The organism is Marimonas arenosa (assembly GCF_030848945.1).
Classification (GTDB): domain Bacteria; phylum Pseudomonadota; class Alphaproteobacteria; order Rhodobacterales; family Rhodobacteraceae; genus Marimonas; species Marimonas arenosa.
Window position 1 is genome coordinate 544,043 of the sequence record NZ_JANHAX010000001.1, and the last position, 15,355, is coordinate 559,397.

Here is a 15,355-nt window from a genome sequence, read left to right on the forward strand (position 1 = left end):
ACCCGAGCCCGCGGCCAGACGTGGAGTCCGGAGCCGCAGGAAAACCCCACCGGCGGAGCACTTTCTATTGAATGCTATAGCGCGTGTTGAACAGGATGGCCTGGTTTAGCGTCCCGTCGATACGAAACCGAGGCCCCACCGGCACCGCGTTGAGATCCAAGCGACGCAGCCAGCGGGCATAAATTTTCGGTACGATCCCGATTATGCTGCTGCCGCCAGATTCCTTGACCGTGTCGATCATCTTGTTGACCAGAATCTTTTGTATCGCCGGGCGGCGCGCGGCGCCTACCGCGTCGGTGATGAAAACCCGGGTCGCCTCCCACACCGTTGGATCGACCGGTGCGTCAAAGAACAGCACGTCGCGCGGCAGTCCGTTGAGCAGTCCGAGTTGGGCATCGCGCAGCATGTAACTGTGTAAACCGACCTGTGCGGTCGTCGGGCTGAGGCGAATCCCGGCGAGCACTTCGCCATATTCATGCACCACCACCATACGACAAAACGGCGTGTCGTACTGGTCGAACTCCATGCCGTCGGCGCAAGGCAGGTTCCAGCCCAGCTGATCGATAAACACCCTCTTGCGGGTTTTCATGAAATTCACATAGAGCTCGCCGTAGCGATGCATGGAGGCAAACGACATCGTGGTCGTCTTCACCGACCGGTTTTTTTCAGCGACGGTCGCAAAGTCCGGCCGGGTCCGCCGTTTTACCCTGATCTGTTCCCCACCGGTCGTTCCGCCGGTCGTCTCTGGCAGACGGCTCGGCAGCAATTCCGGAAAAACCAAACTCGCACGCGACTCCGAGGGGGGAACGCGCTGGTGTTTCATGTCGCACCCTGGTTGTATCTAGTTTTCATCCCAGAACCAATAACAGGGTCCTTTGCCTAATTGTCCACGTATTTTTGCCAAAATTATTGCATAATCTTAGAATTGCCCCCTGCCTTGGCCGATCTGCAACACTTACGTTGAGTCATAGATGGTTACTGCACAACGCTCATGCGTCGGCATGTGAGCGCAATGTGCGCTTTGAATACGGTTTCTTTCTCCGCAGTGACGCAGTTGGACCGTGAACGGTTGGAAACCGCCTTCGCCAGATTACCGGTTGAGTTGAATCGGATTATTCCGCTGCGAGAGCATTGCGACCGGTTTCGGGACTGGTCTCATCAGGCTCAACGAGCGGCTGCAGGCCGGGATTGTACTCCTTCAGCACGATGAAGAATGTCGATCCCTTGCCGAGTTCGCTCACATAGTCGATCTCGCCATGGTGGCGGTCGATGATTTGCTTCGAAATACTCATACCCAGGCCCGAGCCGCCGCTCCGACGCTGGTCTGAGGAGTCGATTTGCGTAAAGTAGCCGAACACCTTGTCATGTGCACCGTCAGGAATGCCGATGCCATGGTCGCGCACGCAGATCTTCACCCCTTCCCCGCACCGTTCCGACCAGACCTCAACCAGTTTGCGGTCGCCTGAGAATTTCACCGCATTGGAGATCAGGTTGGTTAAAACCTGAATAAGACGCCGCTCGTCGCCGAAAATCTTGGCATTCGTCACCGTGTCGATCAGTTCGAGGCGCACGTTATGTTTTTCCGCGAAACCGCTATTGGCGTCGACCGATTCCTGTAGCAGCGTCGCCACGTCGACCGGCACGAAGTCGCTGAAGCCGCGATCGGACTCCATCCGCTGAACGTCCAGCACGTCGTTGATCAGCCGTTCCAGCCGCTCACTGTTGCGGCCTGCGATATCGAGGAGCTTGGCGTACCCTTCAGGCACGTCGCCCAGGGCGCCGGTATTGATCAGGTCGATTGATCCCTTGATAGAGGTCAGCGGCGTGCGCAGTTCGTGGCTTACTGTCGAGACGAAACGTGACTTGACTTGGTAAGCTTCCAGCGTCTTGCTGTGCTCGGATTCGATCTGGCGCAGGTGCCGCAGGTTACGGCGATACATCGCCAGAAAGACCCGGCTGATGTCGATAATGAAATACATCACGAAGATCACGGTGAAAAAGTTCAGCCAGATCTGATCGTTCAGCGGCGGGGCGAAACGTACCACATCGATCAGTGCAACTGCGACGAAGGCGGTGCCGTAGATGATCTCTCGGATCACCAGAGCGGCGAGGATCTGGTGGTTGTTCATCGCCGCGAAAAGGGCCGCTGCCAGCAGGAAGAACAACGGCGGGAAGTGCCCGGTGCCTTCCTGAAGGATCGCAAAGTTGAACACGAATGAGCTGATCGCCAGAGCGCTCAGCGCGGTGCTCAGCATGATCAACTGCAACGCGTGCCGGATATCCGGCTGCGTCTCGGTCTGCCATCTATCGACCAGTCGAGCGATCCGGAAATCAAAAAACTCCGCCGCGATAACCGACAGATAGCAGAGAACCGCGACCTCGGTGTCCAAGTAGAAAACCGTCAGCAGGAAGACCGCCAGAAAGATCCCCTGCCGCTGCCAGAACAGATCACGGATCGCCGAAACGTAGTCTTCGATCTGTTCCCGGCGGGTGGCGAGAAACCGACGTTTCAACTGGACTATGTTCATACCGCGCCCTCCGGTCGGATATCCGCCTGCTGCGGCGACCTAGAACCCGCGCAGAACCGAAGACAGAAGCGTCCGGTAAGATCGGGTGTCGTTTGCCGCCGGCCCGGCAGCAACGGCCTTTCTCATCTCGGAACTCGGCGCCTGATCCCCTGCCACGGTCTCCGCAGCGGCCGTATCGCGCGCTTCAACCTTGGTGATTGCGTCGTTCATGAGGACACACGCCGAGGCCGTGTCGTTCTGCTTCAGTTCGGCATGTGGACTGACCACGATCTTCGGGCGCGTCTTCTTTTCACCGTGGGTGTCGATTTCGGAGTTGAGAAAGGTCTCGATCGTTTCGGTATCCGAGAGGCGGTTGCCGTACTCGACACAGAGGAAGATCCCTTGTCCACGATAGGAAACCAGGCTGCCCATCTTTTCGGTCACTTCCGACAGCAACAGGGCTACGTTACGCATACAGGCGTGAAATTCCTCGCTGCTGAGCGCGCGGTGCAGGTAGTAGCCATTTGAGACTTTGACCGCGAAGGCGCTGGTCTGTGGGGCACGGGAACTGGCCATTTGGCGCACGTAGTTGTCGAAGCGGTCGGTGTCTAGGAAACGGTTGAATTCGGTGAAATCCAGCTTGGCGTCGAACTTAATCCGCTCTGACCGCGCCCGACCGACCAGCGGGGCAAGCTCTCCGCCTTCGGCCGCGGCACGTTTGGTCTCGCTGGCGCGGAACGCATTGGCGATGCGGTTGCGCAGGTCCTCGAAATTGAAGGGCTTGGTGACATAGTCTGTCGCGCCGGCCAGGAAGGCTTTCTCAACGTAGTCCATTTGCGACATCGCTGTCAGCATGATCACGGGCGTATCACGATAGCCTGCGGTGCTGCGGATCCGGGCGCAAACATCCACCCCATTCATCTCGGGCATCTGAATGTCGAGCAGCACCAGGTCGAACCGTGGACGTCCCTCGCCCATCAGCTTCAGCGCCTCTTGCCCCGAACTTGCGGTCGAAACGTCGTGTCCGCCCAGGGCGACCAGGGCGGTCGAGAGCAGTTCAAGAATACTGGGCTCGTCATCGACGACGAGCACGCGTGTCGCTTTCGTTTCCGTCATTGCCTACCCCACAAGGATTTTTTGTTATTCAGGGAGGGAACTCACTACCTCGGTTACCTTTACAATCGGCCTCAGAGATAATCCGACAATGTGGCGAAATATTGCTCCAAAAGGGGTTTTGTCGAAGTTTCGCTGGGTATCCAGCCACCCCCTTGCGACGCTTTGCGGTGTAGTTCGAGGCTCGGAAAATACGCCTGCCAGCTGGACCGCAGCAAAAACAAGAAGGCCGCCCGAAGGCGGCCTCCATAATCCGACATCCAGTTGAAGTCAGCGTTTCGAGAACTGGAAGCTCCGGCGTGCCTTACGTTTACCGTACTTCTTCCGTTCCACCACGCGGCTGTCGCGGGTCAGGAAACCGGCCGCTTTCAAAGCGCTGCGCAGGCTCGGATCGTAAAGCTGAAGCGCTTTCGAAATACCGTGCTTGACCGCACCGGCCTGGCCGCTAAGGCCGCCGCCCTTGACGGTGGCCATCACGTCGAACTGGTCGGCCACGCCGGCCACGTCGAACGGCTGGCGCAGGATCATCTGCAGCACCGGACGCGCAAAATACTTGTCCATCTCCTTGCCATTGACGGAAACCTTACCGGAGCCCGGCTTGATCCAGACGCGGGCCACCGCATCCTTGCGCTTGCCGGTGGCATAGGACCGGCCCAGCTCGTCGCGCACGGGTTCACGCGGGGTTTCGACCTCGGCCACGGGCGCCTCGGTACCTTCTGCCACCTGGCCCAGCTCTTCGAGCGAGTTCACTTGATCGGTCATCTCTCTCAGCTCCGCGTGTTTTTCTTGTTCATGGATTTGACATCCAGCACTTCGGGGTTCTGAGCCTCGTGCGGATGCTCGGCGCCGGCATAGACGCGCAGGTTGGTCATTTGCCTGCGCGACAGACGATTGCCCGGCAACATGCGCTTTACGGCCTGCATCACAAGCCGCTCGGGGTGTGCGCCCTCGAGGATCTGGCCGGCAGTGCGGCTTTTGATGCCGCCGGGATAACCGGTATGCCAGTAATGCACCTTGTCAGTGCGCTTCTTGCCGGTCATCTGCACCTTGTCAGCATTGATGACGATCACGTTGTCGCCCATGTCCATGTGCGGGGTGAAGCTCGGCTTGTGCTTGCCACGCAGGCGCGTGGCCACGATCGACGCAAGACGGCCCAGAACAACGCCTTCGGCGTCGATCAGGATCCATTTCTTGTCGATGTCTGCAGGGGTTGCAGAGAAGGTTTTCATGTCAAACCTCGGAAATCGAAGGGTTACGGTTCATCGCTTTCGCGGGATGGACGGGTTATAGCGGGTGCAGAAACGCAGTCAAGCGCATTGTGTTGGAATTTATACAGCAAAAACAATGTTTTAAAATTACGGTATTATTTTACCCCACAAGTTTCTTTGGCCGGGCCAGGCGGCGACCAACACTGCGGCAAGTAACCAGTGATATGCGTCAAAGTACTGTCGCGTTGCGGATCACATTGGAAACCAAATTGAGCTGGAAAGAGAAGAAGAAGCAATGAGACACGTTGTGACTCTCGCCACGGTGGTTGTTGCGCTTTGTCTCGCGGCACTTCCCACCGCAACCGCAGCGTAGTCCCAGAGGATTTTTGATGACAGGGATGTTTTTGGATCAGTCAAGTTCCGCCGCCTACTCGACCAGGCCAGGATCACAACCAACGAAACCCGCGAGGAAACCTACGAACGTGTCGGCCACATGCCCGGCCAGCAATATCGCCATCTCGTCGACAACTCCGACAGACGCGCCTTCTTCGATGCTCTGGTCGAGTTTCTGGAGCACAGTTCCGTGGCCATCTACACCAAGACCAAACTGTTCCGCGCTCGAGACTGTCATATGAACGAGGCATTCCGGCGCGGGCTGCTCGGCGCATCCGACGAGCTCGGATACATGCCGATCTTTTCTATTTTTTCGTCCGAAGAAATGCTTCTGCCCCCTCCCAACGCCACCCTGTCAGGCGGTCGTTTCCGCATCGACGAGAATCGCCCGAACTGATGTCACTTGCAGCCAGGGCGGGCCTCGGCGAACCGGGCCACATTACCGGATATGCCACCGAGAACGCCAAGGGCGACCAACCTGCGAAAAGATGGGAACTGTCTGGCAACGAGTGGTTCTTCCGCACCCTGCCCGGCGCCCGCCATCAGTTGATCTGGAGCTCAACCATTTCGGCGGGCTGGTCGATTTCGTAGACTAGCGCCCCGTTCGTCCTTCTCGCCACATGATCAGGCCCCCGGCTCCCACAATCAGCAACACGCCGGGGAAAAGGGTTGCTACCGGTGCTTCGCCAAAGAAAAACCAACCGAACACAAAAGCACTGAGAATACCGAAATATCCGAATGGCGCCAGGATCGACGGCGCGGCGCTGCGATAGGCAAGCATCATGAAAAGGACGCCGGTGCCTCCGAGGATCCCCATGGCGAAAATCAGTCCGACATCGGCTGGGCTCTGTAGCTGGGTGAATTCGGTCGTGAAGGCTGCCAGGATGATCGCCCCCACTGCAGCAGCGGCCGAGGAATAGAGATACAACAGGCCGTTCGACACGTCCGGCCCGAAGAAACGGACCGTCACCATCGAAAACGCGTAGCAGAACGCCGCTCCCACCGGGAATAGCGCCGCCACGGTGAAGGCGTCCGAACCGGGCCGCAGGATCCAAACCACACCGACAAATCCCAGAAGCAGCGCCCCGATACGCCACGGCCCGACCCGTTCTCCCAGGAGGATGACCGACAAGAGCACGACGAAAAGCGCATTGGTCTGCCCGAGCGTCGCCACGGTTGCCAGTTCCAGTCGCGACAAGGCAGTGTAAAAGAACAGCTGCGCCAACGCCACGGCAAATCCCCGTCCAATGGCCAACGGCCAGTTTTCGATCTTCAGCGACGAGCCCCGCAGACGCAGTTCACCCGTCCAGATCAAGAGAGCCAGGCTCGGCACGAGTCCAAGCACGTTGCGGTAGGCCGAGAGTTCCGGCGGCGCGTAACGTGCCGACAACATCCGGACCAGAAGGCTCATCATGTCAAAGCAGAGGATCGCAAGCAGGAGCAACCCGATAGCCTTGAGCGCCCGGTTCAACTCGCTTCGGTTGTCGGCCTGAGTCTCCACGCGGTCCGCCCTCCTATCGTCATCAAACCGGATTGGCTCGTGACGACAAGACATGGGCCCGTCTTTCCCGGCTTCGCGACGCAACGGCATCGTTTCGCAGAGGCGATGGTTTCCGACCCACGCGACACTACGGGATTGACAACAGGCTGGCGCCCCGCCACGACCGGTTCATGCCCTTGGTGGGATCGAATAGGTCAGCGACGCCCGCGCCACCGGCGTCGCGGCGCCTTCCGACCGGATCAGAACGTCACCGACTGCCAATACCCGGCCGAGTTTCAGAAGCCGGCATGACGCGATCAGGTCGCGGTCGGCTTCGGGTTTGCGCATGAAGTCGATCGAACAGTTGGTCGTGACCGCCAGCGCCTGCCGCCCGATCATCGCCAGCACGATCATGTAGACCGCACAATCGGCCAACGCGAACATGCTCGGCCCCGACACCGTACTGCCGGGCCGAAGATGCCGCTCGGCCACCTTGAGCCGCAGGTCGATCTTCATGTCCTCAAGTCGATCGATGGCGAAATCTCCGGCGACCTGCGGGAAAACCTCCTCGAGGAAACCCAACAACTCGTCGGCCTGCATCTGTAACGGCATAGCTTCCCTCCGCGCGCATTGCGGCTTAAAACTGTCGCCAAAGGCACGGGAGAACAAGATGACTTTGCTGGAACGTCACGACACCAATGCAATCGCGCGGCTTCACCTCAACGATCCGGGCAAACTCAATGCGCTTTCCGACGAGATGCTCGCCGCGTTGCAGGCGCAGTTCAACGCGCTGAAACAGGACCGCGACATCCGGGCAGTGGTGATCTCCGGCGAAGGCAAGGCCTTCTGCGCCGGCCACGATCTCAAACAGATGCAGCAAGGCCGCCAGGCCCCCGACGGCGGCAAGGCCTATTTCAAGGACCTTTTCGAGCGCTGCGGCCGGATGATGATGACGATCCGAGAATTGCCGCAGCCGGTGATTGCAATGCCGCACGGAATCGCCACCGCCGCGGGCTGTCAGCTCGTCGCTTCCTGCGACATGGCGGTCGCCGCCGAAGGCACTCGTTTCGGCGTCAACGGCGTTAATATCGGGCTTTTCTGCTCGACACCGATGGTGGCGCTGAGCCGCAACGTCCACGCAAAGCAGGCCTTCGAGATGCTCACCACCGGCGAGTTCATCGACGCCGCCCGCGCCCGCGAGATCGGGCTGGTCAACCGGGTCGCGCCGGCCGACCAACTGGAAGCTGAAACCCTGAAGCTGGCCGAAACCGTCGCGTCGAAACTCTCGGCGGCCGTCAAGGTCGGCAAACAGGCCTTCTACGACCAGATCGGTCTGCCTCTTGACCAAGCCTATGCCTATACCGGCGCAGTGATGGTCGAAAACATGCTGTGGCGCGATACAGACGAAGGCATCGCGGCCTTCATCGAGAAACGGCCGCCGGACTGGCAGCAGTGATCCATCGCGGCGGTCACGCCGAATGACGCTTTTCGGCTTTTCCCTCGTCCTATTTGCCGCCATTTGCCACGCGACGTGGAATTTTCTCGTCAAGCGGATCAGCGCCGGACCCGAACTCGTCTTTCTGTTTTCGGCCATGTCGACGCTCGTCTACCTGCCGCTTGCGGTCTGGTACGGCCGGGAGATCACCGGATTCTCGCAGGTGCAGTTTCTCTTTCTCTTCGGCACCGCGCTTCTGCACACCGGTTATTTCGTCATGCTGCAAACCGGCTATCGCCACGGCGACCTGTCGTTGGTCTATCCAACCGCCCGGTCCACTGGTCCTTTGCTGTCCGTCAGTTTCGCTGTTTTGGTACTGGGCGAAGTTGCGTCATGGCAGGCCATTGCCGGCGGGGTTCTGATCGTCTTCGGCGTGCTGATGCTAGGCGGCGGCTTGAAGGCCCGAAAGGGAGACGGAACGCTGAAATCACTGGGCTTCGGGCTGATCGTCGGGTGCTTCATTGGCGCCTATACGGTATGGGATGCCTATGCCGTCGCTCAGTTGATGATCGCGCCCGTGCTGATGGACTGGTTTTCAAATCTCGGCCGCACGCTGATCATGACTCCGGTGGCGATGCGGCGTCGTGCGGCGTTGCGGCTGTTGTGGCAAAACCACTGGCATGAAGCGTTGCTCGTCGGCATCATCTCGCCGCTGGCTTATATTCTCGTGCTCTACGCTATGACCTTTACGCCGGTGCTTTACGTGGCGCCCCTTCGTGAAACCTCCGTACTCCTCGCGGTGTTGCTCGGCGCGTGGCTGCTGCGCGAGGGAGATCTGCGCCGGCGGTTAAACTGGGCCGCGGTGATCGTCGCCGGTGTGGCCCTGCTGGCTACTGGCTAGAACCGCAGAGTCGCGTGATCCCGCAGGTAAGGCAGCCGGTCCCGGGCCTTTCTGACCCGAGCCGGATCGATTTCGGCCAGCAACACCTCTTCTTTGCGCCCTGCGCGCGCCAGCTCTTCACCATCGGGCGCGGCAATAAAGCTTTCGCCGAGAAAAGCCAGCCCGCCCTCGTCGCCGCAATGATTGGCGTAGGCCAAGTAAACGCCGTTCTCGTAGGCGCGACTGGGCACCATGGTGCGCGCGACCCACGCCCATTGTGCCCCGAGCGCGGTTGGGACCAGGATCAGGTCCGCCCCAAGGGCGGCAACGTGCCGCGCCGGTTCGACAAACTCGATGTCGTAGCAGATCAGCGAGGCAATCCGAAGGCCGTTCAACTCGAACAGCGCACAACCTTCGCCGGCCGAAAAGTTGTCCCGTTCCGCGCCCGGCGGAATTGCCAGCTTGCGCTGATGCAGAAGGCGCCTGCCATTCGGGCCATAGCATTGCACCGCATTGAAAATGCGACCGGCAGCGGCTTCGGCAAAGCCGCAATGCACTGCAATTGCGTGGCGCTCTGCAAGGTTCGACAAGGCTGACGCGATCGCCCCGTCGGCTGGCTCCGCCCGTGCCCGGACCGCGTGGCCGATATTGTAGCCGATGGCAAAGAGTTCGGGGCACAACACGAGATCGGCCTTGCCGGCAAGGCCGCCGAGCCGCGCATCAAGCCAGGTCAGTCGCGCGGTCCCGTCGCCGAGATCGCCGGGCGTCTGCAGAACGGCCAGCCGCAGGCTCATCCAGCAACCATCACTTCGCGCGGGTAGCTCGTCAGGAAGTCGAAACCGGTCTCGGTCACCACAACCGAGTCCCCGATCCGACCCGCCGTCTGTCCGTCGACCGAGATGCCTCCGTCGACGGCAAAGGTCATGCCCGGTTGCAGCACCGTCCGATCGCCCTCCTTCAATTCGGGCGCCTCGAGATAGGCCACGCCGATCGACCTTCCGGTGCGATATCCGGTCTCGTAGCCGCGTTCGCGATAGACCTCGTTTGCAGCAGCCGCCACCTCCTGCGCCTCGACCTCGGGCCGGATCGCCGCCAACGCCGCGGCTTGGGCATCGATTGCCGCCTGTTGCACCCGGGCGTTCTTGTCGCTCACTGTGCCGACATGGAACATCCGGTCGAAGCCCAGCTTGTATTGCTTGAACTGCGCCATGTTGCAGAAACAAAAATAAACCGGATCGCCGTGGTCGTAGGCTTTCACCGAGGCGCGGCGGTGCACCATTGAAGTGTCGCGACCGCTCTGCACGATTTGCAGATTGTGGATCATCGGGCTGACGAAACGCTCCCAGCCCTTCGCGGTCAGGAAACCCGCCGCCGCTCGGGTGCCGGCATCGATCACCGCCAGCGCGCTTTCCCATTCCTGCGCGCCTTCGCGCAACGAGCCGTGCGCCGCCCGCATCATCGCACCCGCAATCTGCCCGGCCTGACGCATCACCTCGATCTCGAGCGGTGACTTGATCATCCGCTGCGCGCCCAGCAGCGGGCCGATATCGAACAGCGCCATGCCCGGCCAGCGCTCGTCCAGCATGTTGCGGACCACCGCGGGAATCGAGGCCTTTTCCACCCAAAGCGCGCCCGGCACTTCGCCCAGAGCCTCGCCCAGCACCCGCGGCCAGCCGCGCTGGCCGAAATCTTCCCAGACCCGAACGTCCTCGATCCAGGTCATATCCGAAACCATTTCCGCTTCCATCAGCGGCGTGATCACTAAGGGCGCGCCATCTTTTTCGAGCAAGAGCATCGTCGGGCGTCCGAACTCGATTCCCAGATACCCCCAGAACCCGGCCAGATAGGCAATTGAGCTTTCATCGGTGAAGAGCGCACGGTCGATGCCAGCTTCGCGCATCCTCGCCTGCAACATCTCCGTGCGCCGCCTTGCTTCCTCTAGCATGAGGTCCCCCCAATCTTCGCTTCCCCATCTTTTCGATCTTGAAGCGAAAAAAACCGGCAAACCGCGACAGGATTGTCCCGTTTCCGGCACGCGGCAATGGATCGTTTCCAGAATGGTGCCCGATTTTTTCCACATTTGCCCCTATTTTGCCGCAATTGGCTTTGCTAGGTTAAAGTTAACGAACCAGGAGATCTTGGTTTCCGTCATGCTCAAGTGGGTCACCGCCGGCATTCTGTCTCTCCAGGCCGCTGTCTCTCAGGCCGCCGACCTTCCGAACCCGGTGACCCACTCGGACTTTCCCTCCGATCCGATGTCGACCGTCCTTCTGGGGCGCGATCTGTTTTTCGACCCGATCCTGTCAGGCAACCGCAACATTGCCTGCGCCACCTGTCATCACAACACCCTGATTTCGGGCGACGTCGACCGCGACCTCGGGTCGACGCGCCGGGGACAGGCCGACAATGTCGCCAAAGCCCTCAAACACCGCAATGTTCCGGCGTTGTTCAATCTTGGGGCCACGGAGTTCGTCACGTTGTCTCATGACGGCCGTGTTTCGCGCGACCCCTCCGCGCGCATGGGTTTTGCCATGCCGGACGGTGCGACATTGGAACGCCCCGTTCCCAATGCGCTGGCAGCGCAAGCTATGATGGCTCTGACCAATCCCGACGAAATGGCCGGCAGCCTAGGTGAAAACGTAATTGCCGAGTTGGTGGCCCGCGGCAAGATCCGCGGCCTAAACGGCGCTTGGCAGAAGATCACTGAAAGGGTTGAGGCGATCCCGACCTATCGCCGTCGTTTCGACATGTTGACTGGGCCGCACGAGCCCCTACACGTAACCGATATTGCCAAGGCGCTTGCGGCCTACACGGCTTACGAGTTTCGCGCCACCGACAGCCCGTTTGACGCCTATCTCTCGGACCGTCCCCATGCCCTGACCCCACCGCAGAAACGCGGGCTCGATCTGTTCTACGGCAAGGCCGGATGTTCAACCTGTCATGCTGGGCCGTTTCAGACCGATCACGACTTTCACGCCATTGGCACGCCGCAGGTTGGTTCCGGCAAGGGGCATGGCGAGCCTCTGTCGGATCATGGCCGCGCCGCGGTCACCGGTGAGACGGTCGACCTCTATCGTTTTCGCACGCCATCGCTTCGCAATGTCGCGCTGACCGCGCCCTATGGTCATTCCGGAGCCTACGCGACGCTTGAGGCGGTGGTTCGTCACCATCTCGGTCCGGGCCGCACGCTCTTGGCCTACGACCTGTCCGCCATGACCCTACCGGGGCTCAATAGCACCGCGCCGCCGACGGCGCCAATACCGGGCGCGGACGAGATCACCCGCATCGCCGAAGCCGTGGAGCATGCCCCCGTAGCGCTGAGTGATGCCGACGTCGACGACCTGCTGGCCTTTCTGCATGCCCTCACCGACCCGTATGCCGCCATTGGCCGACTTGGGGCACCGGCGCAGGTGCCGTCCGGCTTGCCGACCTCCAGGCTGGTGCTGCACTAGGCCTTTCCAATCGCCCCGGCATCCCCTACATCCGCCCCCATGGAAACGTTGCATATCATCGGCGGCGGGCTGGCGGGCTCAGAAGCGGCGTGGCAGGCCGCGAAAATGGGCATCAACGTGGTGATCCACGAAATGCGGCCCACTGTGGGCACCTTCGCCCACAAAACCGGCAACCTTGCGGAAATGGTCTGTTCGAATTCTTTCCGCTCGGATGACAGCGAACAGAACGCCGTCGGTCTGCTGCACTGGGAGATGCGCGCGGCCGGCGGCCTGATCATGGAAATGGCGGATGCCCACCGTCTTCCCGCCGGCGGTGCACTGGCCGTCGACCGTGACCCGTTCGCCGCGGCGGTGACCGCCCGGCTGACCGAGCATCCGAATGTGTCCCTCCAACCGGGCGAAATGACCGTTTTGCCCGACAGCGGCCATTGGATCATTGCCACGGGTCCGCTCACGTCCACGGCGCTCGGTGCTGCGATCCAGGCCGAAACCGGCGCCGACCGGCTCGCGTTTTTCGATGCCATTGCCCCAATCGTCTATACCGACAGCATCGACATGTCGGTGACCTGGGCGCAAAGTCGCTACGACAAAGGCGACACCGAGGAGGAACGCAAGGCATATCTCAATTGCCCGATGACCAAGGCCCAGTACGAGGCCTTCATCGACGCGCTCCTGGAAGCTGAAAAGACCGAGTTCCATGATGGCGAAACCGCCACTTATTTCGATGGCTGCCTGCCGATCGAGGTCATGGCCGAACGCGGTCGTGAGACCCTGCGCCATGGACCGATGAAGCCGGTTGGGCTGACCAATGCACACAACCCGTCCGAGAAGCCTTATGCCGTCGTCCAGCTCCGGCGGGACAATGCGTTGGGCACGCTCTACAATATTGTCGGCTTCCAGACAAAAATGAAGTATGGCGCGCAATCAACTGTTTTCAGGATGATTCCCGGGCTTGAAAACGCGTCTTTCGCACGACTTGGCGGAATTCACCGCAACACATTCATAAACTCCCCCACGTTGCTGGACGACCGGATGCGACTGCGCTCGCGCCCGAATATCCGCTTTGCCGGACAGGTGACCGGTGTTGAGGGTTATGTCGAATCTGCGGCCATGGGCCTGCTGGCCGGACGCATGGCCGCCGCCGAGATCCTCGGACGCGATCTCGCGCCTCCGCCGCCGGAAACCGCGACCGGCGCCCTGATCACCCACATCACCGGCGGGGCCGAGGCAAAGACATTCCAGCCGATGAACGTAAATTTTGGCCTGTTCCCGCCGGTCGAGGGGCTGCGCGGCGGCCGCCGTGGCCGCAAGGATCGCTACAAGGCCTATACCGACCGGGCCAAGACGTTCTGGCGCGAGTGGCTGGACGCCCAAGGCGCTTCCTGACACACTCGCGACATGGCAGAGAAATTTCTCGAAAAGACCTATGGCTGTGAAACGCCCGACGCCACCCGCGCTCACTACGACAGGTGGGCGGCGACCTATGACGCGGAAATAGCCGAAAACGGCTATGCCACCCCGGCGCGCTGTGCTGGCGCATTGGCCCGACAGCTGAACGACAAGAGTGCTCCGATCCTCGATTTCGGCTGTGGGACTGGGCTTTCGGGCGTGGCGCTGGCGGCGCAGGGCTTCACCTGTATCGACGGCATCGACCCGGCGGCCGGTATGCTGGCTGAGGCCGAGAAACGCGGGCTCTATCGAAAACTGATCCATATCGATCCGGGGTCCGACCTCCCCGGCGCACCCGGCAGCTATGCCGCGATTGCAGCCATCGGGGTCATTGGGGTCGGCGCTGCGCCGCCCGAGGTGATGGACCAGATCGCCGCCGCGCTCGCGCCGGGCGGGCTGCTGGTGTTTTCCTTCAACGATCACGCGTTGGAAGACTCCGATTGCGCCGCCAAACGCGATGCCCTGCTGGCCAACGGCACGATGCGCAAACTGGAGGAAAGCTATGGCGACCACCTCCCCGGTATAGGACTGAACTCTAGCGTCTACGTATTTGAAAAACTGTGACTTTCCGGACCCGTTTCGCCCCATCTCCCACCGGCCCGCTGCATCTCGGCCATGCCTATTCCGGCCTTTTTGCCTTTGATCTCGCGCAGCGCGCCGGTGGCGCGTTCCTGCTGCGGATCGATGATATTGATGCCTCTCGTTCTCGTCCGGAATGGGAGGCACAGATCTACGACGACCTGACCTGGCTCGGTCTGACCTGGCCGAAACCGGTGCGGCGCCAATCCGAGCATTTGCCCGCCTATCGCGCGGCGCTTTCGTATCTCTGGGCGCGCGGCCTGCTCTATCCCTGCAGCTGCAGTCGCCGCGATATCGCCGCCGCCGCCTCGGCCCCACAGGAAGACAGCCCGCCGATCGGACCGGACGGAATCGTTTATCCCGGCACGTGCCGCCCGTCGCATCCGCCCGAGGGCACCCTGCCGGAAACGGTACTGCGTCTCGATATGCGCCGGGCACTCGGCACCCTGCAGGCCCAGGCCCTGCGCCCGCTGCTGGGGTTTAAAGAAGACGGCGCCGGGCCGGAAGGCCAAACCGGGCAGATCCGGCTCGACCCCGAAGCGTTGGTCGAAACTATCGGCGACGTGGTGCTGGCGCGCGGCGGCATGGGAGGCTCTTATCACCTGTCTGTGGTGGTGGACGATGCGGTGCAACGCATCACGCACGTGATCCGCGGACGCGACCTCTTCGGCGCCACAGCCATTCACGTGGTGCTGCAGCGCCTGCTTGAGCTGCCGACACCCATCTATCACCACCACCGGCTCATCCGCGACGAGACCGGCAAACGGCTAGCCAAGCGTGACGATGCTCGGGCCATCGCGAAATACCGCGCCGACGGCTTAACCCCACGGCAAATTCGGGAAATGGTAGGGCTGTGACG

At 61.0% G+C, this 15,355-nt stretch carries 17 protein-coding genes; 8 read left to right on the forward strand and 9 right to left on the reverse strand.

The window, feature by feature from the left end; all coding sequences use genetic code 11:
- Nucleotides 1-64 precede the first annotated feature (64 nt).
- From NO357_RS02620 to rplM, 5 genes are all read right to left on the reverse strand, one after another.
- Complete coding sequence (locus tag NO357_RS02620) at nt 65-823, reverse strand: acyl-homoserine-lactone synthase (RefSeq protein ID WP_306734057.1); 759 nt, start codon at nt 821-823, stop codon at nt 65-67.
- A gap of 289 nt (nt 824-1,112) precedes the next feature.
- Entirely contained in the window at nt 1,113-2,390 is a 1,278-nt protein-coding gene (locus tag NO357_RS02625) for a sensor histidine kinase (protein ID WP_306734058.1), read from the reverse strand.
- Nucleotides 2,391-2,567: 177 nt separating this feature from the next.
- On the reverse strand, nt 2,568-3,623 hold the full coding sequence (locus tag NO357_RS02630) for a response regulator (protein ID WP_306734059.1): 1,056 nt from the start codon (nt 3,621-3,623) through the stop codon (nt 2,568-2,570).
- 267 nt (nt 3,624-3,890) lie between these two features.
- Nucleotides 3,891-4,382 (reverse strand): 30S ribosomal protein S9, encoded by a 492-nt coding sequence (gene rpsI / locus NO357_RS02635; protein ID WP_306734060.1) that lies wholly within the window; start codon nt 4,380-4,382, stop codon nt 3,891-3,893.
- A gap of 5 nt (nt 4,383-4,387) precedes the next feature.
- Entirely contained in the window at nt 4,388-4,849 is a 462-nt protein-coding gene (gene rplM / locus NO357_RS02640) for a 50S ribosomal protein L13 (protein ID WP_306734061.1), read from the reverse strand.
- Between the two features lie 472 nt (nt 4,850-5,321).
- Here rplM and NO357_RS02645 point away from each other — a divergent pair, with 472 nt between their 5' ends.
- Nucleotides 5,322-5,618 carry a hypothetical protein gene (locus NO357_RS02645; RefSeq protein ID WP_306734062.1) on the forward strand — a complete coding sequence of 99 codons (297 nt, stop codon included), beginning with the start codon at nt 5,322-5,324 and terminating at the stop codon, nt 5,616-5,618.
- The gene (locus NO357_RS02650; protein WP_306734063.1) at nt 5,618-5,812 is read left to right on the forward strand and encodes a hypothetical protein; all 195 of its coding nucleotides are present in this window, start codon (nt 5,618-5,620) and stop codon (nt 5,810-5,812) included. The genes NO357_RS02645 and NO357_RS02650 overlap by 1 nt, the downstream gene beginning before the upstream one ends.
- Before the next feature lies 1 nt (nt 5,813).
- On the opposite strand, the gene NO357_RS02655 is transcribed toward NO357_RS02650, so the two are convergent.
- Both NO357_RS02655 and NO357_RS02660 read right to left on the reverse strand, forming a co-directional pair.
- Nucleotides 5,814-6,722 carry a DMT family transporter gene (locus NO357_RS02655; RefSeq protein ID WP_306734064.1) on the reverse strand — a complete coding sequence of 303 codons (909 nt, stop codon included), beginning with the start codon at nt 6,720-6,722 and terminating at the stop codon, nt 5,814-5,816.
- 168 nt (nt 6,723-6,890) lie between these two features.
- On the reverse strand, nt 6,891-7,313 hold the full coding sequence (locus NO357_RS02660) for a PaaI family thioesterase (protein ID WP_306734065.1): 423 nt from the start codon (nt 7,311-7,313) through the stop codon (nt 6,891-6,893).
- A 31-nt stretch (nt 7,314-7,344) separates the two neighbouring features.
- On the opposite strand from NO357_RS02660, the gene NO357_RS02665 reads away from it, so the two are divergent.
- Nucleotides 7,345-8,157 (forward strand): enoyl-CoA hydratase, encoded by an 813-nt coding sequence (locus tag NO357_RS02665; protein WP_306734757.1) that lies wholly within the window; start codon nt 7,345-7,347, stop codon nt 8,155-8,157.
- A gap of 22 nt (nt 8,158-8,179) precedes the next feature.
- Nucleotides 8,180-9,037: an EamA family transporter gene (locus NO357_RS02670; protein WP_306734066.1), complete on the forward strand. Its 858-nt coding sequence runs from the start codon at nt 8,180-8,182 to the stop codon at nt 9,035-9,037.
- Here the strand turns inward: NO357_RS02670 and NO357_RS02675 are convergent.
- Nucleotides 9,034-9,810 (reverse strand): carbon-nitrogen hydrolase family protein, encoded by a 777-nt coding sequence (locus tag NO357_RS02675; protein ID WP_306734067.1) that lies wholly within the window; start codon nt 9,808-9,810, stop codon nt 9,034-9,036. The two genes, NO357_RS02670 and NO357_RS02675, sit on opposite strands and share 4 nt — an antisense overlap.
- Nucleotides 9,807-10,961: a M24 family metallopeptidase gene (locus NO357_RS02680; protein ID WP_306734068.1), complete on the reverse strand. Its 1,155-nt coding sequence runs from the start codon at nt 10,959-10,961 to the stop codon at nt 9,807-9,809. Before NO357_RS02680 ends, NO357_RS02675 begins: the two co-directional genes overlap by 4 nt.
- A 205-nt stretch (nt 10,962-11,166) precedes the next feature.
- Between NO357_RS02680 and NO357_RS02685 the strand changes: the two genes are divergently transcribed.
- From NO357_RS02685 to gluQRS, 4 genes are read left to right on the forward strand one after another with little or no spacing between them, the layout of a single operon-like run.
- Entirely contained in the window at nt 11,167-12,468 is a 1,302-nt protein-coding gene (locus NO357_RS02685) for a cytochrome-c peroxidase (protein ID WP_306734069.1), read from the forward strand.
- 39 nt (nt 12,469-12,507) lie between these two features.
- Nucleotides 12,508-13,854, forward strand: a complete 1,347-nt coding sequence (trmFO, locus tag NO357_RS02690) for a methylenetetrahydrofolate--tRNA-(uracil(54)-C(5))-methyltransferase (FADH(2)-oxidizing) TrmFO (RefSeq protein ID WP_306734070.1) — start codon at nt 12,508-12,510, stop codon at nt 13,852-13,854.
- A 12-nt stretch (nt 13,855-13,866) separates the two neighbouring features.
- A complete protein-coding gene (locus NO357_RS02695; RefSeq protein ID WP_306734071.1) occupies nt 13,867-14,481 on the forward strand; it encodes a class I SAM-dependent DNA methyltransferase in 615 nt (204 codons plus the stop codon).
- A complete protein-coding gene (gene gluQRS / locus NO357_RS02700) occupies nt 14,478-15,353 on the forward strand; it encodes a tRNA glutamyl-Q(34) synthetase GluQRS (RefSeq protein ID WP_306734072.1) in 876 nt (291 codons plus the stop codon). The genes NO357_RS02695 and gluQRS overlap by 4 nt, the downstream gene beginning before the upstream one ends.
- Nucleotides 15,354-15,355: the final 2 nt, after the last annotated feature.

Coding starts and splice junctions, on each gene's coding strand:
- rpsI (WP_306734060.1), bottom strand. CDS start 4,382: ATGACCGATCAAGTGAACTCGCTCGAAGAGCTGGGCCAGGTGGCAGAA.
- NO357_RS02630 (WP_306734059.1), bottom strand. CDS start 3,623: ATGACGGAAACGAAAGCGACACGCGTGCTCGTCGTCGATGACGAGCCC.
- NO357_RS02645 (WP_306734062.1), top strand. CDS start 5,322: ATGCCCGGCCAGCAATATCGCCATCTCGTCGACAACTCCGACAGACGC.
- NO357_RS02675 (WP_306734067.1), bottom strand. CDS start 9,810: ATGAGCCTGCGGCTGGCCGTTCTGCAGACGCCCGGCGATCTCGGCGAC.
- NO357_RS02695 (WP_306734071.1), top strand. CDS start 13,867: ATGGCAGAGAAATTTCTCGAAAAGACCTATGGCTGTGAAACGCCCGAC.
- NO357_RS02680 (WP_306734068.1), bottom strand. CDS start 10,961: ATGCTAGAGGAAGCAAGGCGGCGCACGGAGATGTTGCAGGCGAGGATG.
- rplM (WP_306734061.1), bottom strand. CDS start 4,849: ATGAAAACCTTCTCTGCAACCCCTGCAGACATCGACAAGAAATGGATC.
- NO357_RS02670 (WP_306734066.1), top strand. CDS start 8,180: ATGACGCTTTTCGGCTTTTCCCTCGTCCTATTTGCCGCCATTTGCCAC.
- trmFO (WP_306734070.1), top strand. CDS start 12,508: ATGGAAACGTTGCATATCATCGGCGGCGGGCTGGCGGGCTCAGAAGCG.
- NO357_RS02650 (WP_306734063.1), top strand. CDS start 5,618: ATGTCACTTGCAGCCAGGGCGGGCCTCGGCGAACCGGGCCACATTACC.
- NO357_RS02660 (WP_306734065.1), bottom strand. CDS start 7,313: ATGCCGTTACAGATGCAGGCCGACGAGTTGTTGGGTTTCCTCGAGGAG.
- NO357_RS02620 (WP_306734057.1), bottom strand. CDS start 823: ATGAAACACCAGCGCGTTCCCCCCTCGGAGTCGCGTGCGAGTTTGGTT.
- NO357_RS02685 (WP_306734069.1), top strand. CDS start 11,167: ATGCTCAAGTGGGTCACCGCCGGCATTCTGTCTCTCCAGGCCGCTGTC.